Below are 20,337 nucleotides of genomic sequence, written 5' to 3'. Positions count from 1 at the left end.
CTCCTACAGGAACGCAAGATCGCTCCATTTTGTCTTGGTGTGCTGGCCGGCAAGGAAGCCGATCATGCCCGATTGCGAATACCGCCCGGTCGAGTCCTTGAACCACTTGCTGCCGCCGTCCAGCGACGGGCACTGGAAGACGGAGCAGGACCCAAGGTCCCATGCCTGGAAATTGTGCCGATGAGCCGTGACCCAGATGTCGGCCTCCCAGGCGCGGATGTCTCCGCGCTGTTGGCCGTTGAGCCAGGTCTCGAAGCCGTGAGCGTCCGAGCCCTTGATCTTGTGGCCATGGCAGAACGCGAGCTTGACGCCGGTTGCCGTCTCTGTATAGACGTTCATCTCGTCGCGAGGGATCGTCCATTGGATATCGTCGAGGCCGGGCTTGTCCTTGTAGATCCGCTTCAACGCTTCCGCCAAGAAGGCGTCGGCGTTGTCGGAGTCGGACGTCTGGTTCTTGGCCGTGCCTAGCCGGCCAAGCTCCCCGTGATTAGAGAGGACGGTGACGAACTGTTTGCGCTCGAACTGCGGCAGCAACTCCGAGGCATACAGATCCCAGAAGTCCAGGGCATAGTTCATCTGCTGTCGCAGATTCCCTTCGACCGTGAACTGCTGTGAGGCGTAGTTGCCTGCGATGTTCTCCAGGACGTCACCGTTGTTGACGAGGATCAGCTCGGAGACGTTGTAGCTCAACCGGCAACGGTCCAGCCAGGCCTGGATATTCTCCAGGCCGTTGAGGATGCGGTCTGTCAGCCCGGAGATGCCACCGCCTTCACTCTTGGCGATCTGGGCGTCGGCCATGTTGACCACGGCCGAGACCTCGGGGAGGTCGGTGTCGCCCATAAAGAAGACCGGCGGCAGTTCGCGGTTCTGGATGCGGAGCCGCGCCGCCTCGATGTCATCCTCGGCAATGCCGTCGATGATCTTCCGCACTGAGATGCGGTACGAGTAAAGACGCTTGAGGCCCTCCGGCGTCTGAGCATCCCAGGTCGACACCCTCGGTGTCGATGCGAGCTCGTACTCAGCTGGATCGAAACCGGCTTCCCGGAGGATACCGTCGAAGTCAGTGACGGGCGATGGGAACCTCGGGGTGTCAATTTCCCCTTCACCACCTTCTGCCACCGTTCTGTAACCGCCGCCCGCTCCCGCGAGACTGTCCTGAAGCTTGTCGAAATCAATTGCCACGCTTGCTCCTCCCGTTAAGCGTTAGCACCGTCGTCACGATGCCGAGTCCGACGATGATGATGAGGAGACCGACGGCCGAGAGGCCGACGATGAGCCACGCGAATATGGTCGTCGCCCATGCCGGGGCGCCGAGCAGGATGCACAGCGCCAGGACTAGGCCGAGCAGCGTCCCGAATCCTCCGACGGTTAGTGATGATGATGTCTCCGACGTGCTCATCGGCACTCCCTTTCCCTCCATGATTTGACCTGCTGGCGACCGATTCCCCTGGCGCCAGCCGCAGTCAATGCGTCGGCCACGGCCCCTGCCGTATACACGGTCTTGTCTCGCAGGATCATCTCGACGAATGTCCTGTCGTCACCGTCGAGGTCGAGCAGCAGCGCATCGATCGGGTGCATACCGCGACGCGGCGCATCATTGAGGGCCTTCTCAAAGGCTTCCGGGTTAAAAGACAACTCGCTCCTTCAGTCCTAATTCGTTAATGACCTCAGCGGCTTTGCGCTCAAGGTCGCGTAGCGTTCCGTCGTTGTAGACGGTCATTGACGCGTATCGGCTCATGTCCCGCTCTGTATCCGAGCCATCGGATACGACGCCCGGCCGCTCGACATAGACGATGACGTCCATGAGTCCGGCCTCGACCGGCAGTCGGACATCGGGGACGATGACGATGTCCGCGCCTTCGGCGTCATGGATCAGGCATTGGACCCAGAAGTCGGGGCAGTATTCCCGGATGCCTTCGCCGACGGCGATGAGGCTCGGCCGGTAGCGGTCGTGCAGCCGCTTAGCTTCCAGATCGTCGTCGCACGACGACAGCAGCAGGCCCTGGCTAGAGCCGGGGTTGGCATCGCGAACGATCTTCTTGATCGGATCGGCCAGGTGCATGACAGGGACGTGGATCTTGTCGGCGAGGATCTTGCCAAACGTCGTCTTGCCCGAGCCCTTGAGCCCGGCGACTCCGACGAACGTAGTCTCCTTATCGCTTGTCAATGACGACCTCGTTCGTCTCTACCATGAAGCCGCCATACTCGGCGATCATTTCCCTCGTCGCTTCATCCTCGATATCTTCGAGGATGGGCTCGAAGATCAGGGCCTTGTCGCCGTATACCGGCCCGAAGCTTTCATGCTCCACGCCGTCCTCATTGAGGTCCTTGATCCTCAGCGTCCCCTTCAAACCCTTCGACAGGTTCCCAATCGAAATCTTCAGCTTGTGTGTCGGCTTCTTCGGCATAGCCATATTCGTCGTAGTCATCATCTCCTTCGTCTTCTTCGGGCTTAAGCTTTTCGAGCAAAGCCTCGCGGCCATGTGCCAGGTAAAAATCGGTGACATCTTTCTCGTCAAAGACGACCGTCCGTGACGCCTCAATATCCTTGGCGATATTCCCGGCCAGCTTTTCGCCGGCCGCGTCGTTATCGCGGCAGATACACACGTCCTTGAACCCGGCCAGGGTCAATGCGAATTTCCGTGACCAGTTACTGGCACCGGGAACGCCTACGGCGTTTAGCCCGCATTGCGCCAGGACCATGGCATCGCCTTCACCCTCGGCCACGAAGATCGTGTCGCTCGGATTCAATGTCGCCGTCGCATTGAAGAGACGCGGCGTAGATCCAGGGAGCGATTTGTACTTGGCCTTGCTCTCGCTTTCCGGCGGGCGCCGGAAGCGTATGTCGACGATGCCCGTGACCGTGATGTACGGGATCGTCAGCCACCCGGCCTTGTCACCGTATTCGCGGTCGTCGGACCCGACGACGCCCAGCATGAACCGACGAATCGTTTCGTCGCTCAGGCCGCGACTTTCCCCGGTCCAATATTCGTATGCGCTCAGGCTTTCCGGCCTGAACAGGTTTCTGTGGAAGCGATTCGCGGCTGAAGCCAAACGTTTCTTCCGCGAACTCGACGGCACCAGAGAAATCTAGGCCCTCCCTCATCATGATTAGTCCCCACGAGTCGGCACTCCGATTACAGCCGAAGCAATGCACGGCGTTGAAATCGGAGTTATACGTGGCGGATGGGTTCGTTTCCTCATGCCCAGGTAGTGGGCATATCAGTTTCCGCCATCCGCCACATGTATCAACCAGACCGTGGCATCCGTAATACTCCAAGACGTCGATGATCGACGGCTTCTCACTGTGTTCCACGGCCAGTCCGGCTATGCCGTGAAGAACGAGCCGTTGATGTCGTCGCCGTCAAGCTTCGACGCATCCTTGGCTATACGGTTGTCGATCGCGCCCCAGTCTGGCTTGGCCGCTCTGGTCTCGGGCGGGCAGGTCGGCTTGGACTCGACGAACTTGCCGTTTATCGACTGGATCACGGTCTGCTCATCGTCGCCGTCAATAGCCCAGTCAAGGCCGGCGCTAAAGCCGTAGATGTACTGCGCCAGCTCGGTCTCCCCCGCCGACGCGATAGCCGCATACTCTGCGATGACGTCGAGGACATCCCGTGCGGTTACCAGTTCACTTCTCGTTCGCAATGTCACTCCGATCCTGCTTCTTGTCGATGCGTCGCTGCTGCTCGATCTTGATGGCCCTGGCCTCATCGGCCAGCTCCCCATCGCTCATATCCTCCAAGCTGGTCTCTTCGAATAGACCAGCGGCATAGGCCTGGTCGTAGATCCACCAGCCCGAGGCCATCGACGCCCTCAAGTCCGGCCCCTTCAGGCCGAACTTCTCCAGGTAGAGCTGAAGACCATAGAGATCGCCTTCGAGCTCGGCGCCGATAGCGCTCCGATCAATTACTGCCATGCCTGATTCCTTCCTGAATGATGCTGAGAATAAGTGGCTTGTCGTCGATCCACTGAGGCCCCTTGAGGACCTTGCCGTCGTCCCGCTTCGGGACCTCGCCGGTATCCGGATTGATCTTCGACAGGTTTGACGATGCGACCGTGTCGCACACAGCCTCGATGTCGATGCCGAACGTCTGAGCGGCGCGGATCAGGACAAAGATCAGATCGGCGATCCCGTCCGCCAGCTCGGCATGGAGATGAGGAGCGACCGGGATATGCGGCGCCGGGCAACCTTCATAGAAGGTCATGCCCTTCCGCTCTTCGTAGGCATAGCTGTCGATCTTCTCGATCGCAGCCAGGACCTCGTCGTACTCCTCTTCGACCAGCTCCATAGCCAGCCCGCCATCAGCGGGCGTCGGCATGACCGGCGTCGTCTCGCACGCCTGGCCCGAGGCCAGCGCGAACTTGCGCGCGGCCTCGACGTAACCCTTGACCATCGTCATTACTCCTCCTTCGCTTCGGCCCACGCCCTGTGGGCGATGGGGAAATGCTTCGATACTTCCCATTCGATATCGCTTGCCACAATCCGCGTCTCGAACTGAGCGTGCGGATCAAGGCGCTGGTCAAGGAAGTGGAAGATCGATCGGAGGTTTCCGGTCGCCCAGAACTCCGTGAAGATGCCCTGCGGCAAGAGGAACCGCGCCTCTTCCCGCGAGATGCCGCTGCGGATGGCCGCCTCGTACTTCTCCCAGGCATAGCCATAGACGTCGGCCAGGTCGCCGACGAACCGCGTGTACTGGTCGAGGCTCGCGGGCTTGCGCCCGTAGTCCATGGGCTTCGATCCCGACTCGACGATAGGATCGCCAAGGCTAGGGATATGGAAGACAGGCTTGAGCTCGGTGTACCGGCCCGAGACTGAGTTGAAGCTCCACGACCGGTGGCGCATGATCTGCGCCGCCATCGGGATCGGGCACGATATCTGGAACGTCATGCCGCAATGCTCGAAGCACGAGACATGGCCGTCCTTCCACAGTCGCTTGACCAGCCCCGACGTCTTACCGGCGTCGTTGCCGTCGATGCCTTTGGTTGACACCCGCGCTGCCTGGGCGATCGAATCGTCCGAGCCCCAGTGGTTGACGTAGTCGGCCCTGATCTGGCCTTCGGTCCAGGGCAACGTCACGCCAGCACCGCCAATGCCTCGGGCTGATATCCGCCGAAGTGGCGAATGACGCCGTCGATGTCGGCATAGACGACAGGCAACTGCTGGTATCCCAGCTCCTTGACGAAGCTCATGGCCTCCTCGTCCTCGGTGACGTCGACCGAGGTGTACGCCGCGCCCAGGAGGTCGAGCTTCTTCTTCGTCGCCCAACACTGCTGGCAGTTCGGCTTGGAGAAGACGGTGATCGCCGCCTTCTGGTCGTCGTCAACCCCAGTATTCGTCTTCAGCTTGTCGTTCAAGCATTTCCCTTTCATAGAGGTCTTCTAGCTGTCCGCTGTTGGTGTGATAGATCCGCTTCTTCAGCGAATCGAACGGGAGGCCCGGCGAGATGTCCAGCTCTTCGGCTACACGCCTCGCCAGGCGCTCCGTCTCTTCTCGACTAAGCCGCTCGATCAGCGGGCCGTAGTCGATCTTCTTTCGCCGCCGGTAATTCAACGCGGCCTTTGGGCGTAGGTGACCCAGCTTGTGACCTCATCGACAGAGAGGTCCCACGTCGTCTTGAGCTGGTCGGCGCTTATGGTGCCTGCCGTAATGCCTCCTGCGGCGAACCTCGGAGGCATATGAAAGGCCTCATCTTTTCCGGGGATTCTCTGAATCCCACACCGCCTTGCAGTAGTCGCAGTCGACGCGCATAAAGACCTCTTGGTCTTTGTGCATGCCGGCGATATGTTCGGTCTTCATCTCGGCCTGACGCCGAGCGGCTTTATCGAGCTGCTCATCCGACAGATCTTGCAGCCTATCTTCCTTCGGCTTCCGTGGATGCTTCTTGCGGTAGCCATCGATCAGCGACACCGCGCTGCAAACGATCGCGAGCACTGCCGCATAGGCAAAGCCAACAATGAGGATTCCGCCGAAGCACCACGCAATGACACCACCCATCAATCCACCATTTCACTGAGCTTGAAGCTGCTATAGACAATCGCGATTGCGATTACGGCAATGATGCCGGTAATGACGCATGCCGTTCCTATCGGTCCCATCAATCCCCCAGCTTCTTCGGAGGATAGTCGCCGAACAGTTCTCGACATAGGCGTTTATATGCGATCCTGCTAAGCACGCCCTCGGCTGCGCTCCTGATACTGCCATTGGTTACGAACTCGGTATGCTCATGCTCGACTATCTCGGCGCCTACCCAGGGCCGATACCACCGGCCCCGAATGCGTCGCATAAGCAGGACTTTGCACCCATGGATCGGGCGCTCCACGACCCGCCAGAAGTAACCCTCGGGCACCTCTGGCAGGCCGGTCGACGGATCGATGTCAGTCATTCTTCGCGAAGAACTCTGCCATCTTGGTCATGGACTCCAGCAAGTCGATGGCGCGAACCGTCTCCTTGGAGTCCTCGCTCACCCTGGTGGCGTACTCCGTGAAGACGCCCGTGATTGCCGTGCGGACCTCGTGGAGCTCATCGCCTTTCAATGCGGGGAGGTCGAAGATCGCTTCGAGCATATCTGCCTGCGTCGCATCGCTGACTTCATCGCCGAAGGCCAGGATCTTCCGGGTCGCTTCATACTTGGTCGCCGTCGAAGCGTCGGCATCCTTGATGAGGCCCTGGATGAAAGTGGTCAAGGCCTCGGTTGCCTTGGTGGACTGTTCGGGATTCATGCTTTTCTCCTTCGCTTGGTCGACCGCTTCTTGCGGCGGCCTTGGATTTCCTTTTCGTGCCCGAATATCGGGGCGACCCTCTCGCCGATGACGGCGATAGCCGGAGGGTTTTCGAGGTAGGCTATGGCTCGCCTAAAGACCTCGGGGTCATCCCGGCTGCGGCCGAGGATGAACTTGTTACACGTCAAACAGCAAATACCACGCGTGTAGCCTGTTTTGTGGTCATGGTCGACTGCTAGCCATTTGGTCGCGCCGGTAGCGCGCTGGCATATGGCGCACTTGCCGCCTTGCGATTCGAGAATGGCATCGTATTCCTCTTGGGTAATGCCATAGGTCTCTCGAATGTATTTGTCGTGCGTTGCCTCGCGGCGCTTCTTAAGGACGGCTCTATGGTGGCTCGCGCACCGAGGCCCGGCATAGGGCGCCGGGCGCCCGGTCGTAATGCCCTCTTCGACACAGTCTTTGCAGACCTTCCTCTTGGCCGCCGGCATCAATCACGCCCGCTAGAGATCCACGCCAGGATCAGGAGCGGAAACGCCCAGACGACGGCAATGGCCGCGACTTCTGGCCAGGTCATTACGACATCACCGCGATTCCGGTAATCATGCCGCACATGAATCCGATAAAGCCGTAGACCAACAATTCGTAATCGTGATAGTCCAGGTCAATCCCCTACCCATCTAAAGGCCATGTAGGCCAGGTTGCATTGGAGCTCGACGCCCCACCCGCCGTCCGCTTGAGCGCGGCCGGCGCGGTTCTTGACGACCGACACCTTCATCTCGTCCTCGACTCGGTGAAGAGTCAGGATCATCGACGGCAACTTCGACACCTTGCCTCGCAGGCCGCCTAGAGGAATTGGCTTGTCGCCGTCCTCGTGCTGCCCTCCGACGTGGTGAAGAGCGATAACGGCCGCGTTAGTGTCGCGGGCCAGGTCGTTGAGGAAGAAGCTTGCCTCGTTGAGGTCGGTGAACTCCTCGCCCGAACCGGCATCGACGTTCATCAGGTTGTCGATGACGATGACCTCGGGCCATTCGCCGTAGACCATGCCGTAAGATTCGAGCTCATCCATGATTCCGTCAGTCGTCAGGGTCGAGTCGAAGCTGTACCGGATATGACTAGCGTCCTGCCGGACCAGATCCTCAAGCCAGGCGTGACCGCCCTCGTCCTTGGCGATCTGCTCAACGCCGGCCATGTCGTAGGCGTAGCCGTGGTTATTGCATGCGATCGTCGCCGATCGCTGGAACACCTGAGCCGGTCCAGAGTCGGCCGAGAAGTATACGGTCGGGTGGACGTGTCCATGCCCGTTGCCCCGCTGGAGCATGTTGAGCATCAGCGCCGACTTGCCCGACCCCGGCCCCGCCGCGACGAGCGTAAACTCGCCGCGACGAAAGCAGACGCCGTTAGCAGAGAAGTTGCCGTAAGGAACCGAGATGGGCTTGCCGGCTGTCGCCGACATCCTTACCGCTTGGACCAGTGAAAGCACTAGTCACTCCTTCCGTATGCTACTGGACAATTACTTGATCATGAGCCAGAACTTCTTAGTGCCGTTCAACAGGCCGGGGTCCTGCGGGTCCTTAGTCGACGCCTCGCGGCCGAGGTGCTGCGTCTGCTCACGCGGACGCGGATCGGCCCAGGCCGCGTAAGGGCCATACTTACTGGTGCCCGTCACCTTCCGTGCCGGGCCGAACGGCGTCATCGGCGGCTCCTCTCCGCCAAAAGCTCCGGCGCCCTGCTGCGGCTGCTGGAATCCGCCCTGCTGCTGGACCTGCTGGCCGAAGGGATTGCCCTGCTGCTGAGGAGGCTGAGGCCATGCGGCCTGGCCCATCGACTGCTGCTGCTGCTGAACCTGCGGAGCCGGCGTCTGAGCCCACTGCGAGCCCTGCTGCGGCTGGTTGCCCGGCGCCTGAACCGGCGTGGCGCCGAGATTGGCACCGGCCGCTTCCATTCCCTGGAAGGCCTGGGACGCCTGGCCGACGAGAGCGGGCAGGCCGTTCTCGATCACGGCCTGGAGCGTCGTCTGCGCTTCGATCGGAGTGTCGCCCGAGACGACGAGCCACGGGGCCTCATAGCCCTTGCCGGCCTTGAGGGTAATGACAATCTTTCCGTCAGCCATGTAGCTGATTCCCTTCTGTCGGTTGAACGACGCTTGCTGCGCCGCTCATGTCTTCCAGTATGTATGTTACTGGACGTTTATGTCAAGCGGAAACTGCGGTTTGAGCCGCATATTTTTCCGCGTCGATAGCCCGGCCTGAGAACTTGCACCACTGTGCTTGATCGCAGACCCGGCAAGCATTGCTGGGCTGGGCTATATAGAAGCCAGCCCGTTCCATCGCATCCATGTCATGGAACATCTGTGACAGCGTCGCGGTATCGAAGGCCCGGAGGTCTTCGAAGTGTTCGATCTTGGCCGGCTGCTCCTTGAGCATGGCGAACGATCCCGACCATACGTCAAGCCCGTTCTGGCGGCAAGCCTCGGCGTAGACGGCGAGCTGGAGTGGAGTCTCGGGACGCTTCGTCCCGGTGTTGTGCGTCGGCACCATACCTCGCCCTGCGAGGTAAAGGTGATCGCTCGACTCGACTGCAATGCACGCGGTCTCGGTTGCGCCAATCGGATCGATAGCCTTGATTACTCGACGATGATTCTGTCGAGTCGTTCGAGGCGTACACCTCCCCGCCTTTGTCGGCGCCGCGAAGGGATTCGCATTCCTTGGGGTCCACCGGCATCCCCATGCGACGCCCGACTTCCCGAATCCACTGTACTTGTGCTCATATGTATAGACTCGCTCCCCTTCCATTCTCGCCAGCTCAGCAACGGCGTCCGTTAGGTCCTTGTTCGTATTTACGAAGGTGACGCAATCACGAGCCTCGTTGTAGGTCCCGTCCGAATCCATCAGTCCGCGCAGGAGGTCTAGTCGCTGGTCGCGAGACCCCCTGAGGTACTGATCTGGCACATGCTTATTGCGCTTCAGGCCATGCTTCCTCAGTGCGGAGTGCAATCCGACCACGTTGTACTCCTGTGCACGGTTCGGCCGTAGCTTCCACTCTCGAACCTCGAATCCTCGCCGGCGGATCTCGTTCGCGGGCTCCGGTGACCCTTTAGTGAAGCAACCGTTATTCCTGTTGCCGTCGCCGAGCCAGACGCCAAGAACGTATGGGTCGATCGGAAGGTCCGCTTCGGGCAGCTTGATTGGCTCCGGAAGCTCCACACTGAGAGGCGCCCCCTCCCATGCAAGCATCTCCGGTATAGACATAACCTCAGTAATCATTGGTCCTGCACTGGGGCCGTATTTCGCGTGCGTTACCTGCCACAGATGCTCGCAGTCGCACTCAACCGCCTCTCCATCATCAAATCGAACACGATAAGACTGGAGGGTCTTGGTCCTCGACTTCTCCGACACGCGGACAGGCAACCCTGAGGTGCCGAACACCTCGTCTCCGACTTCGACTTCACCCATCGTCGTCCAGCCTGACGGCGTTGCGATCTTCTCTGTCAGAGGGAGGCCCTTGAGGTCCCGGACGATGTACGAATCAAACTTGTTCGACCATACGATCTGGTCGATGTACCCCTTGACCTGGACTCCACCAAGTTCGATGTCGAACTCCTGCTCCGATGCCATGACCCGCCACTCATCGGCCTTGTCGACGGCCCAGTCGACGTAGCGCAGGACCTGGTCGCGACCCTTGTCGCGCCGCTCCTCGATATCCTGCTCGCCTGACTTCTTCGATCCTGTCAGCCAGTCGAGGCCCTCGGTGTTCTTTTCCTTGAGCTCGGCGATGAGCTTGTCGAACTCAGATTCGAACACCGCTGCGACCTGGTCGAGCGTCCCGACCCGTCCCGACTTCTCCCACTGTTCGATTGTGTAGTGGACTGCCGTCCCTTGCGGAGCCCAGGCCGTCGGCCGCGCCGGCGCCTTGGCCCGGCGCCCCAGCCGATACTTCTCGCCGCATTCCAGGTAGCTCAGGAGCTGCGATGCGCTCCTGCGACGCGGCATGCCCAGCTCAATGGCGACCATTGAGGAACTCTTCGATCTGGCTCTCGGTCAAGACGTTTTCGAGTGTCGGCCATTCGAAATCAGGGGACTCGGCCCCGTCTTCGGGGTCGATAAACAAGGGAATGTCGTAATCGGGCATAAGATGATACACTTTCTAACTGAGGCGCTGGTGGAACAGCGCCTTGACTTGCTTAGCGGCTGGTCAGAGGTCGGTCCTTCGGGGCCGGCCTCTTTTCGTATCTGATGATACACATGTTCGAAGCTTTGTTCTAATCTCTAGTCCGGCATTCGGAACCATCCGGTATCTTGCGGCCGGCGCTTGGCGTAGAAGAAGCCACCCTTCGTCTTCGACGCAGGGTTCGGTGGCATCCTCGGGTCGTAGCCAATGACAGCATCGGCCGCCTTGAGGTCTTCCTGGAGGCGGCGGACGATTCCCGCGCGCCTCTCGTCAACCGACCGCCCCTCTTCGAGGGCCGTGATAGCTAGGGCGCTGAAATATATGCTCGTCTGGCGATGCTCTGGGTCGACGGCCCACGGAAGCACCTCGTCTCCATGGCGGGGCTCAGGGGTCTTGCCGGCGCGGGATAGCTTGCGCCATACCGTCATGGGCTGGACGCCATACTCCTCGGCGATCATGTCGTAGGTCCATCCGTCTCGGATGAGGCCCTCGATCGTTGTTACTGGCGGCAGTTTCGCCATCGCTCTATCTCCTTTCCGTATGCCGCCTATCCTACAGTACGTATCCTGTTGGACGCAAGCCCGCACGAAGGCGGGCTTCGATCCCGTGACACCGAGGTGACACCATCTCGCGAAAAGCCTGAGCGAAAGGTAAACTGGAGGGAGCAAAGAACCGCATGAACTCGCGCTTCTGGCTCCAGCCTACGCTCTCCTAAAGCGGGTGTCGTTGGTTCGAATCCAATCGGGGGCACAACCCATCATCGGGTAATGCACGCTCCGCGGAACAGCACTCCGGCCGCAACCGGCCGGATGTTCCCGGGGCGTGTTTGTACGTATGCGCGCCGGCCCCGGAGCGGCGATCGTGGACATCGCCTCGGGCATGGCGCCGGCCCGCCACAAACTCTCGCGCAGCGCGGCCGGTCTGGCGCTCTGGACGGTTTCCCGCGCACACCGCCTTCGACACTGCGGGCCCGTCCTCACCATTGCGGGCGAGGGCGGGCCCGGCTACGCTCGAACCCAGCATCCGTAGGCATTCCACCGGGACCACCGGCGACCTGCGGGCGCAGTCGAAACCTCCAATGACGAAGGGCGAGGACATTGAGCGCAGTCCACACTGTGATGGGGCCGGTCGACCCGGCCGAACTGGGCACCACGCTGATGCACGAACACGTATTCGTTCTGACCGATGAAGTGCAGAACAACTATCAGACGGACTGGGGGTCGGAACCCCAGCGGATCGCCGAGGCCGTTGCCGAACTCCAACGGGCCTATGATGCCGGGGTCCGCACGATCGTCGATCCGACTGTGGTCGGCCTGGGACGCTACATTCCGCGCATCCAGGAGATCGCACGGCAGGTGCCCCTGCAGATCGTCGTGGCCACCGGCGTGTACACGTACACCACCGTCCCGAACTACTTCATGCACCGTGGCCCCGCGCTCAACGCGATGCTCGGCGCAGAGGTTCCCGATCCGATGGTGGATATGTTCATCGGCGATATCCGCGAGGGCATCAACGGCACCGGGGTCAGGGCCGGCATGCTCAAGTGCGCGATCGACCATCAGGGACTGACCCGTGGCGTCGAGCGGGTGATGCGGGCCGTGGCACGGGCCCACCTGGCCACCGACGTGCCGATCACGGTCCACACCCACCCCGGTTCGCAGACCGGCCTGCACGTCAAGCGGGTGATGGTCGACGAGGAGGGGGTGGACCCCTCCCGCATCGTGCTGGGCCACAGCGGGGATTCCACCGATTGCGATCACCTGTCGTCGTTGGCCGATATGGGCTTCACCCTGGGCATGGACCGCTTCGGCATCAACATCGACACCACCTTCGAAGCCCGCGCGGACACACTGGTCGAAATGGTCAGCCGCGGTTATGCCGAACAGATGGTCTTGTCCCAGGACGCCTCCTGCTACATCGACTGGATCGATCCCGTGGCCCGCGCGCAGATGGCCCAGTGGCACTTCACCCACGTCTTCGACGATGTCATCCCCTACGCCCTGGAGCACGGGGTCGACCAGTCCGCCGTCGACACCATGCTCGTCGATGTGCCCCGCCGGGTGCTGGCGGGCGCCTGAACGACCGGGCCCGACCGGAAACAAACGGGGGCCGAGGTTCCCGCCACAGCGGCGGAACCTCGGCCCCCGTTTCGGCAATCCGCCGATCAGCTGTTCGTGATCACCTGCGGGTGTTCGGGATTCGAGCAGCTGAAGTCGACCCGGTAGCCGCGGCAGAAGTAGCTGGCGTCCTTCTTGAAGGGCAGGCCCTTGAACAGGTAGCCGGAGGGAACCGGGTACAAGCCCCGCTTCTTCAGCCCCTTGAAGGTTGCATCGGCTCCGTCGACGGTCCACTTGTGAATCGAGTGCATGAGGAACATCGAACCGGGCTTACTGGTGTTCACCGCGGAATCTATCGTCTTCTGCTTCGACTTGGTCTTCCAGTCGAGGGTGTCGACGTCCCAGATCATCAGGCGCATCCCCGAGGCCTTTTCGACCATCCGGTTCTTCGCACCGTAGGGCGGGCGCATCTGAGTGGGCTTGGGGATACCGGCCTTGACGATCGCCTTGTTCGTCTTGTCGATCTGTTCCTTCACCCCCGCCGCCGACATGGCCGACAGCTGCGGATGGCTCCACGAGTGGTTCTCGATCTCATTGCCCTGGTCGTAGAGCTTCTTGGCCTCCTTGGGGAAGTTGGCCACGTTCTGCCCGATCATGAAGAAGGTCGCGCGCACATCGTTGTCCTCGAGCGCCTCCATGATCTCATCGGTCAGTTCAGCATTCCCAGGGCCGTCGTCATAGGTCACGCCCACACAGGGCAGCAGACCACAGGTGTAGTCCGGCAGCCAGGTCTTGGAGTCCTTGGCCGGGGTGAACGAACCACTGCCCAGGGCCTCACGCACCTGCTGGCCCAGTTCGGACAGATCGCCCTTGTCCACGGCCTGGCCGTCGATGGTCGGCAGGGCCTTGTCGTCGACTCCCAGCGCCGCGCCCTCGCCCAGTTTGGACGCATCGGAGAACAGCGCCGAGGCCGGCTGGGTCTTATCGTCCTTGACGTTCGTGACGAACGACGTGTGGCCGGTCTGGCCCTTGACCGTGGCGTCCACGGTGGACAGAATGTAGTCCCCACCGGCTGCGATCACCCGGTTGCTCACCGTCACGCCCTTGGACTGGTCCGAGGCAAGGGCGGATGCCGTGGGGATCGCGGTGGCCCCGGCGGCCTCGCCCGAGGTGAAGTCGGCTTCGTCCCAGCGTTCGCCCGGCTTCGTGGTCACCGGGTCGAAACCCTTGTGGGTCCCGAAGGCCCCACCGGACTTCAGGTCGGCGAGGATCGCCTTCTCCATTTCCTCATTGAGACTGGAGGTTCCGCGCAGACCGAAGAAGTGGGCGTCCACGGGGACCTTCGTCGACTCGCCGTCGTCGACGATCGCGTAGCTCTGCAGGCTCTTCTCCACCCCCTGGGGCAGGCCGTCGTAGTGCACCGAGTCACCCCCGATGCCACCGCCGCCGCCCGAGGTGCAGCCGGCCAGCAGCAGTCCCGCCACCGCGGTCAGGGCAGCGCCCACCTTCGTATTTCGGCCCAGGCCGCGCCTCGGCCCCGATCCACTAGAAATTCCCACTGCTGATCCCGCTTCCTTGTCCACCACGCAACAAACCAATGGCCCGGGGCCGGATCATTCCGAACCCCGGGCCACTCAACACCCTAATACCTTCACGCTTGACGAAGTTCGCAGGGATGGGTGCTTTGACTCACACCGTGCGTGCCGTCCTACCTCACTTGAACAGCTTCTCGCCCGCCACGCGCACGACCATGGTCGGGCACTTGGCATAGGGCAACACGGACTGCGAGGTCGATCCCAACAGCAGACCGGCGAACCCGCCGCGTCCACGCGAGCCGAGGACGAGCAGATCGGCGGTGTCCGATGCGCGCACCAGGACCTCCGAGGGCTGCCCGTCGAACAGGGTCCAATCGACCTTGAGGTCGGCGTACTTCTCGTTGACCGCGGCCTGGGCCAGCTTCAGCTTGTCGGATCCCTTGCCGACGAACTCGCTGAGATCGGTGGTGCTGGGCAGCCATTCGGGGCCGACCACGGTGGTCGTGATAACGCCCAGGATGTGCAGGGGCAGGCCACGGGTCACCGCGTACTCCGCAGCAGCCCAGAGAGCCGGGGACTCCTTGCCGAGCGCGTCGATGCCCACGACCACGGAACCACCGAAGTCCAGGCCCGCTGCGTCTTCGACGGGCAGGTCGATATCACCGGCGGCGCGGACGCTGAAGTCATCACCGGCGGCATTGCGGATCGGCCGCGATGCGGTGGGCTGGGCCTCCCGCTTGGAATCCGTGCTGAAGGCCGTGGGAATCACGACGGTGGGGCACTTGGCGTGGGCCGGCAGCGCGCTGGGCACCGAACCGAGCAGACGGCCGGCGAATCCGCCGCGGCCACGGGTGCCGACGACTGCCAGAGTGGCCTGCTTCGATTCCTCGACCAACACGCCCGCGGCATCGCCGATCTCGATGACGGCCTCGACCTGGACACCGGCCTGCTTGACCCGGCCGGCTGCTTCCTTGAGCGTATCGGTCACCGCGGCGCGCACGGCGGAATCGTCGATCGGCACATAGGACACATCGATGGACGCCGCTGCAACGCTGGGCACCGTATAGGCGCCGACGAGGCGAATCGAGCGATCCGTCGCCTGCGCGTACTCGATCGCCCACGACAGGGCGTTGTTGCTGGAATCCGAACCGTCGATGCCGACGACAACGGCCTGGGCGTCTGCGACCTCCGGGGTCTTCTGATCGCTCATTCGATTCTCCTCACTTAGGGCCAGTCTCCACTGGCATCAATGCTTTGCGGGCTGACATGACCAGCCTAACGCCTACAGGAGTGGTTGAGTCCGCGTTCCGTCATGCGGCTGACGGAAGTTCAAGGAATGGACGCCAGGCCGGGGCGGGATCGTCGAGATCCGGTAACCACCAGGCCTGCCCTCCCGGAACGAACGGGGAGAACAGCAACCGCCAGCCAATCTCCTCGGGCAGCGCATCGCCCTTGCGGTTATTGCACGCGCGGCAGCAGGCCACCAGGTTCAGCCAGCTGTTCTGCCCGCCTCTGGAGCGCGGCAGGACGTGGTCCACCGTATTCGCCGCATGACCGCAATAGCCGCACCGGTGACGGTCCCGGCGCAGCACCCCGCGGCGGGAGACCACGGTGGTCGAACCGGTGGGCTGCCGGACATACCTGCGCAGCAGGATGACGGCGGGCTGTTCGACCGTCAACCGCTCGCTGTGAATGGTGCGCCCAGGCTCTACGGCCAGCACACTGGCCTTCTGCCCCAGCACCAGCACGATCGCCCGGCGGTAGGGCACGACCGACATGGGCTCGTAACCGGCGTTGAGCACCAGTGTGCGCAGGCTGCTGTGCGCCCGGCTCATGCGCCCACTCCCACCGCAGAGGCCTCCTGCCGATCCAGTGCCCGTGGACGACGAAGGGCGCCGTGCACACGCACGGCGCCCTTCGTCCGGCGCGCAGACGCGCCGTGAGTGGCAGGGGCTATTCGCCCACCGCCACCGAATATGTGGTCTATCCCGCTGGTTCTCATGGCCATGACACCCGCTTCCCCACGCAGAACCGGTCCGCCGGATGCGGACGGTCCCCAGCGCGGTCGCTGTCCAGTGCCGCACCGGCTGTGCGGCACACTCATTTCCAGCCTACAGACAATGATGTCCCCTGTGGTGAAAACCACAGGGGACATCATTCAAGATTAAGCGAACACTCAGTGAACGACCAAGAGGAGGAAGCCCGTCGTCACCAGTGCCCAGTGTCAGTTGGAGCGCGGTGGCTCAGAGAACGCGAACGAACTGCGCACCCGCCGAGACCATCCAGTTGATCGACCGGTAGCTGGTGTCGACCCGGGGATTGCCCGCGTCGTACATCATGCCGCCACCGGCGTAGATGCCCACGTGGCCGGGGCTCCAGATGATGTCACCGGGCTTGGCCTCGGAACGGCTGACGATATGGCCGGCCCTGTGCTGTTCTCCGGAGGTGCGCGGCAGGCTCACGCCCACCTTGGCGAAGACGAACTGAGTGTAACCGGAGCAGTCCCAACCCGAGGGGCTGGTGCCGCCGGAGACGTAGGGCACGCCCACATACTGCTTGGCGATGCCGATGACCTTCTGGGCCTTCGAACCATCGGGGATCGAAACGGACTTCCCGGCCGACTTCCCCGCGGATTTCCCGGTGGCGCCGGCGGCGGTGCCTTCGGCTGCAACAGCCTTCTTCGGCGCCTTGGTGGCCTTCACGCTGAGGTTGACGACCCCCGCAGTGGAGGAATCCTTGGCCGATTTCGCCACAGGCTCGACGCTGATCGACTTCTGTGCTTCGAACGACTCGGTCTGCTGCGAGCTGGTCGCCTTGTCCGCATTGTCCTTGTCCGTGCTGGCGACTGCGCTGGGCAGGCCGGCAGCGACGACCAGACCACCGGCGGCGGCCACAACGGCCGCGCGGCGTCCGACCACGCCCGAGTTGGCGTTGAGGGCTGCGGTGAGTTCTGTCAGGGGGGTCTTCACGCGGGTATCCGCGCGACGGCGACCGTGCTGCTTCTGAGTCAAGGGGGTTCCTCCGCGATCATCACAACCGGCCCGGTGATCCGGCGCCGCGTTTCCGTGGATCGATCGCAATCGTTTCGTTACAAAAACTGACAGGCTCTACCGTAACGAATCCGAACCGAATTGTCACGTTTCGGTCACGAGGATCACAGATCAACATACATTCGGGGCCACACGAGCAGTGCTCGCGTGGCCCCGAAAGCGCCTGTACGCGCTGTCGGCGGACCGGTCGCCGCCGGTCCGCCGACAGCGGCTATCAGCCCACGCGCACGTAGACCGCGTCGCTCATCCAGGCGGTGGAGGTGTAAACGGTGCCCACCCGGCTGTTGCGGGCGTCGACCATCTTGCCGCCGCCGGCGTAGATGCCGACGTGGCCCGGATGCCACATGATGTCGCCCGGCTGGGCCTGCGACTTGGGGATCACGGTACCGGCGGACTTGATCGCCCCGGAGGTGCGCGGCAGGCTCACGCCCACCTTGTTGTAGACATACGACACGAAGCCCGAGCAGTCCCAGCCGCTGGGCGAGGAGCCGCCCCAGGAGTAGGGCGCGCCGACATAGCCCTTGGCGATCGCCACGGCCTTCTCACCGCGCGAGCCGTTGGAGGGCACGGAGACGTGCTTCGAACCCGAAGAGGACTTCTTGCCCGAATCACCGTTGCCCGAGGACGAAGAAGACGAAGAACCGGAGGACGAAGAACCATTGTCGGTGGCCGACGGGGTGACCACGGGTGCGGGCTTGGGCGCCTTCTTGGCGGTGACGTTGAGCGTCACGGCTCCGGCCTGCACCGAGTCCTTCTTATCGGAGTCCTTCTTATCGGCCTTGGACGCGGCCTTCGCCGCCGGGGCGACCTTCAGCGCATCCTGGCTTTGGAAGTCGGTGGCGTCCGCCGAAACCTTCTGCGCGGCGGTGGAGGCTCCGGCATCGTCGGCCTTGGCCGTTCCCGACATCGCGGTGGGTAGGCCGGCAGCCACTGCCAGGCCGCCTGCGGCCGCGACAACAGCGGCCCTGCGTCCCACCACCCCGGTGTTGGCGCTGAGCGCGTCGGCAAGTTCGGTCAGCGGGGTCTTCGCTCGCGTGTTTGCGCGGCGGCGACCGTGCGTCTTGTTCGCCAAGGGAATGTCCTCCAAAGTATGCGGGGCGCCCGGTCCGGGCGACCGAGATCAACCCTAACGAAATGATCACGGTAAGTCACGTTTTGGTTACGATTCCCAGCTGGGACTCAGATTCGGCCCTCCGAGTTCCACGACGCACTGGACCCCCGGCGGATGATCCGCCGGGGGTCCAGTGCGTCGTGGAACGTACAGCACGCCGTTCAGGCGGTGATGGGGCGGACGAACACGTGCGTCGCCGTCTCCACCGGCAGATCCAGCACATCTTCCACATCCGGCGCGCTCAGCGTGATGTATTCGCCCTCCGGCCGAGAGGAGACCTTGGCTCCGGGCATGACGCCGGTCTGCCTGAACTTCTCCAACAGATAGTGGTCGACCTGCAGGGGTTCGGCGAACCAGGCGATCTCCACATCAGCACCGGTGCGGCCACAGGCCGCCGCCAGGGAGATCACCGGTTCGGGTGCCGCGGCTTCGACACCCAGCTTGTCCAGGCCGGGGATCGGGTTCCCATAGGGCCCGGTCTGCAGGTTGGGCAGCAGCTTGACCAGCTTCTCCTCCACCTGATCGCTCATCACATGCTCCCACCGGCAGGCCTCATCGTGGATGAGCACCCAGTCGAGGTCGATGACATCGGCCAACAGGCGCTCGGCCAAGCGGTGCTTGCGCATCACCGACATGGCGTGCTCACGACCCTCTTCGGTCAGTTCCAGCCTGCGGTCGGGGTCGACGATGAGCAGCCCGTCGCGCTCCATTCGCGCCACGGTCTGGGACACGGTCGGCCCCGAATGGTCCAGGCGTTCGGCGATCCTGGCGCGCAGCGGCGTAATGCCCTGTTCCTCCAGTTCGACGATGGCCTTCAAATACATTTCAGTCGTGTCGACGAGATCGTTCACAGTCCCCTACTTTGTCGTGTCTGCAGACTCGATAGCCACTCCGGCTATCCACCCTGCCCTAATCCTACTGGGAAGAGCAACCGGATTCCCCGATTCATTCCCGTCCCCGGCTATCGTTTAGGTCAGCCTACATAAAATCACGGATTCAAACGCACGACACTCCAGTCCGCACCGCTGTCCAAGGGATGTAATTCCCCGTCGATCGTGGTGTAGACGAAACGATCGTGGAACCGGTTATCCCGTCCCGCCCAGAACTCGATGTCCACCGGCCGCACCCGGTAACCGCCCCAGTGTTCGGGCCGCGGCACGTCCACCCCCGCGAAGCGCTCGGCAACCCGTTCGTACTGCTCCTCCAGGCCGTCCCTGTCCGCCACCGGGCACGACTGCCGTGACGCCCAGGCACCCAGCTGCGACCCCCGGGTGCGCTTGGCGAAGTAGGCGTCGGATTCCTCCGCGGTGATCTTCTCCGCAATTCCGCGCACCCGCACAGAGCGCTGCATCTCGTGCCAGGGGAAGACCAGCGCCACGTGGGGATTCCCGGCGATCTGGCGGCCCTTGGCCGAGTCGTAGTTGGTGAAGAACACGAAGCCGGCGGCATCGAAGCTCTTGAGCAGCACGATCCTGGCATCCGGGCCCGCCGCATCCGCTGTGGCCACGAGCATCGCATTGGGTTCGGCCAGTTCCGCCTGCGCGGCGGTGTACCAATCGGTGAACTGGGCGGCCGGATCGGCCGCCAGATCGTCCGTGATGCCACGATGGTATTCGACACGCTGTGCCGCCAGATCCAGGATCGCCTTGGGAATGTCCGCCATATGTCCAGCCTACCCGGCCCCGGTTCAC

General features: G+C 62.5%; 27 protein-coding genes and 1 pseudogene. 1 reads left to right on the top strand and 27 read right to left on the bottom strand.

The window, feature by feature from the left end; all coding sequences use genetic code 11:
- Window positions 1-3 precede the first annotated feature (3 nt).
- The 20 genes and pseudogenes from NQ034_RS06025 to NQ034_RS05935 all read right to left on the bottom strand — a co-directional run bounded on the left by NQ034_RS06025 (window position 4) and on the right by NQ034_RS05935 (window position 11,414).
- On the bottom strand, window positions 4-1,182 hold the full coding sequence (locus tag NQ034_RS06025) for a hypothetical protein (RefSeq protein ID WP_257047646.1): 1,179 nt from the start codon (window positions 1,180-1,182) through the stop codon (window positions 4-6).
- Window positions 1,172-1,399: a hypothetical protein gene (locus NQ034_RS06020; RefSeq protein WP_257047645.1), complete on the bottom strand. Its 228-nt coding sequence runs from the start codon at window positions 1,397-1,399 to the stop codon at window positions 1,172-1,174. Before NQ034_RS06020 ends, NQ034_RS06025 begins: the two co-directional genes overlap by 11 nt.
- Window positions 1,396-1,635, bottom strand: a complete 240-nt coding sequence (locus NQ034_RS06015) for a hypothetical protein (RefSeq protein ID WP_257047644.1) — start codon at window positions 1,633-1,635, stop codon at window positions 1,396-1,398. The genes NQ034_RS06020 and NQ034_RS06015 overlap by 4 nt, the downstream gene beginning before the upstream one ends.
- Window positions 1,625-2,167: an adenylate kinase family protein gene (locus NQ034_RS06010; RefSeq protein WP_257047642.1), complete on the bottom strand. Its 543-nt coding sequence runs from the start codon at window positions 2,165-2,167 to the stop codon at window positions 1,625-1,627. Before NQ034_RS06010 ends, NQ034_RS06015 begins: the two co-directional genes overlap by 11 nt.
- Window positions 2,154-2,351: a hypothetical protein gene (locus tag NQ034_RS06005; protein WP_257047641.1), complete on the bottom strand. Its 198-nt coding sequence runs from the start codon at window positions 2,349-2,351 to the stop codon at window positions 2,154-2,156. Before NQ034_RS06005 ends, NQ034_RS06010 begins: the two co-directional genes overlap by 14 nt.
- A complete protein-coding gene (locus NQ034_RS06000) occupies window positions 2,317-3,081 on the bottom strand; it encodes a toprim domain-containing protein (RefSeq protein WP_257047640.1) in 765 nt (254 codons plus the stop codon). Before NQ034_RS06000 ends, NQ034_RS06005 begins: the two co-directional genes overlap by 35 nt.
- Before the next feature lie 25 nt (window positions 3,082-3,106).
- Window positions 3,107-3,316, bottom strand: a pseudogene (locus NQ034_RS16390) (hypothetical protein); the annotation flags it as partial.
- Window positions 3,317-3,327: 11 nt separating this feature from the next.
- Entirely contained in the window at window positions 3,328-3,654 is a 327-nt protein-coding gene (locus tag NQ034_RS05995) for a hypothetical protein (RefSeq protein WP_257047639.1), read from the bottom strand.
- Window positions 3,632-3,919, bottom strand: coding sequence for a hypothetical protein (locus NQ034_RS05990; protein ID WP_257047637.1), 288 nt, complete (start codon window positions 3,917-3,919; stop codon window positions 3,632-3,634). The genes NQ034_RS05995 and NQ034_RS05990 overlap by 23 nt, the downstream gene beginning before the upstream one ends.
- Complete coding sequence (locus NQ034_RS05985; protein WP_257047636.1) at window positions 3,906-4,403, bottom strand: pyrophosphohydrolase domain-containing protein; 498 nt, start codon at window positions 4,401-4,403, stop codon at window positions 3,906-3,908. The genes NQ034_RS05990 and NQ034_RS05985 overlap by 14 nt, the downstream gene beginning before the upstream one ends.
- Window positions 4,403-5,080: an FAD-dependent thymidylate synthase gene (gene thyX, locus NQ034_RS05980; protein WP_257047635.1), complete on the bottom strand. Its 678-nt coding sequence runs from the start codon at window positions 5,078-5,080 to the stop codon at window positions 4,403-4,405. The genes NQ034_RS05985 and thyX overlap by 1 nt, the downstream gene beginning before the upstream one ends.
- Window positions 5,077-5,358 carry a glutaredoxin family protein gene (locus tag NQ034_RS05975; protein WP_257047633.1) on the bottom strand — a complete coding sequence of 94 codons (282 nt, stop codon included), beginning with the start codon at window positions 5,356-5,358 and terminating at the stop codon, window positions 5,077-5,079. Before NQ034_RS05975 ends, thyX begins: the two co-directional genes overlap by 4 nt.
- Before the next feature lie 331 nt (window positions 5,359-5,689).
- Complete coding sequence (locus NQ034_RS05970; protein ID WP_257047632.1) at window positions 5,690-5,998, bottom strand: hypothetical protein; 309 nt, start codon at window positions 5,996-5,998, stop codon at window positions 5,690-5,692.
- A gap of 380 nt (window positions 5,999-6,378) precedes the next feature.
- Window positions 6,379-6,723, bottom strand: a complete 345-nt coding sequence (locus NQ034_RS05965; RefSeq protein WP_257047631.1) for a hypothetical protein — start codon at window positions 6,721-6,723, stop codon at window positions 6,379-6,381.
- A complete protein-coding gene (locus NQ034_RS05960) occupies window positions 6,720-7,214 on the bottom strand; it encodes an endonuclease VII domain-containing protein (protein WP_257047630.1) in 495 nt (164 codons plus the stop codon). Before NQ034_RS05960 ends, NQ034_RS05965 begins: the two co-directional genes overlap by 4 nt.
- A gap of 173 nt (window positions 7,215-7,387) precedes the next feature.
- Window positions 7,388-8,206, bottom strand: a complete 819-nt coding sequence (locus NQ034_RS05955; RefSeq protein WP_257047629.1) for a DnaB-like helicase C-terminal domain-containing protein — start codon at window positions 8,204-8,206, stop codon at window positions 7,388-7,390.
- A 30-nt stretch (window positions 8,207-8,236) separates the two neighbouring features.
- On the bottom strand, window positions 8,237-8,845 hold the full coding sequence (locus NQ034_RS05950) for a D29-gp49 family protein (RefSeq protein ID WP_507148551.1): 609 nt from the start codon (window positions 8,843-8,845) through the stop codon (window positions 8,237-8,239).
- A gap of 73 nt (window positions 8,846-8,918) precedes the next feature.
- Window positions 8,919-10,736: a PD-(D/E)XK nuclease family protein gene (locus NQ034_RS05945; RefSeq protein WP_257047626.1), complete on the bottom strand. Its 1,818-nt coding sequence runs from the start codon at window positions 10,734-10,736 to the stop codon at window positions 8,919-8,921.
- Window positions 10,723-10,854 (bottom strand): hypothetical protein, encoded by a 132-nt coding sequence (locus tag NQ034_RS05940; protein WP_257047624.1) that lies wholly within the window; start codon window positions 10,852-10,854, stop codon window positions 10,723-10,725. The genes NQ034_RS05945 and NQ034_RS05940 overlap by 14 nt, the downstream gene beginning before the upstream one ends.
- Before the next feature lie 137 nt (window positions 10,855-10,991).
- Complete coding sequence (locus NQ034_RS05935) at window positions 10,992-11,414, bottom strand: hypothetical protein (protein WP_257047623.1); 423 nt, start codon at window positions 11,412-11,414, stop codon at window positions 10,992-10,994.
- A gap of 576 nt (window positions 11,415-11,990) precedes the next feature.
- On the opposite strand from NQ034_RS05935, the gene NQ034_RS05930 reads away from it, so the two are divergent.
- Window positions 11,991-12,971, top strand: a complete 981-nt coding sequence (locus tag NQ034_RS05930; protein ID WP_257047622.1) for a phosphotriesterase family protein — start codon at window positions 11,991-11,993, stop codon at window positions 12,969-12,971.
- A gap of 86 nt (window positions 12,972-13,057) precedes the next feature.
- Here the strand turns inward: NQ034_RS05930 and NQ034_RS05925 are convergent, their stop codons facing one another.
- From NQ034_RS05925 to pdxH, 7 genes are all read right to left on the bottom strand, one after another.
- Window positions 13,058-14,455, bottom strand: coding sequence for a polysaccharide deacetylase family protein (locus NQ034_RS05925; RefSeq protein WP_257047621.1), 1,398 nt, complete (start codon window positions 14,453-14,455; stop codon window positions 13,058-13,060).
- 208 nt (window positions 14,456-14,663) lie between these two features.
- Window positions 14,664-15,695 (bottom strand): universal stress protein, encoded by a 1,032-nt coding sequence (locus tag NQ034_RS05920; RefSeq protein WP_257047620.1) that lies wholly within the window; start codon window positions 15,693-15,695, stop codon window positions 14,664-14,666.
- 100 nt (window positions 15,696-15,795) lie between these two features.
- Window positions 15,796-16,320, bottom strand: a complete 525-nt coding sequence (locus NQ034_RS05915) for an HNH endonuclease (protein WP_444861103.1) — start codon at window positions 16,318-16,320, stop codon at window positions 15,796-15,798.
- A gap of 408 nt (window positions 16,321-16,728) precedes the next feature.
- On the bottom strand, window positions 16,729-17,496 hold the full coding sequence (locus NQ034_RS05910; protein ID WP_257047619.1) for a C40 family peptidase: 768 nt from the start codon (window positions 17,494-17,496) through the stop codon (window positions 16,729-16,731).
- A gap of 253 nt (window positions 17,497-17,749) precedes the next feature.
- A complete protein-coding gene (locus NQ034_RS05905; protein ID WP_257047618.1) occupies window positions 17,750-18,607 on the bottom strand; it encodes a C40 family peptidase in 858 nt (285 codons plus the stop codon).
- A 200-nt stretch (window positions 18,608-18,807) separates the two neighbouring features.
- Window positions 18,808-19,497 (bottom strand): metal-dependent transcriptional regulator, encoded by a 690-nt coding sequence (locus NQ034_RS05900; RefSeq protein WP_257047617.1) that lies wholly within the window; start codon window positions 19,495-19,497, stop codon window positions 18,808-18,810.
- A 137-nt stretch (window positions 19,498-19,634) separates the two neighbouring features.
- On the bottom strand, window positions 19,635-20,309 hold the full coding sequence (gene pdxH, locus NQ034_RS05895) for a pyridoxamine 5'-phosphate oxidase (protein WP_257047616.1): 675 nt from the start codon (window positions 20,307-20,309) through the stop codon (window positions 19,635-19,637).
- Window positions 20,310-20,337: the final 28 nt, after the last annotated feature.

This window comes from Brevibacterium moorei (genome assembly GCF_024580735.1).
Taxonomy (GTDB): domain Bacteria; phylum Actinomycetota; class Actinomycetes; order Actinomycetales; family Brevibacteriaceae; genus Brevibacterium; species Brevibacterium moorei.
This window is presented reverse-complemented; position numbering and strand designations above follow the sequence as displayed.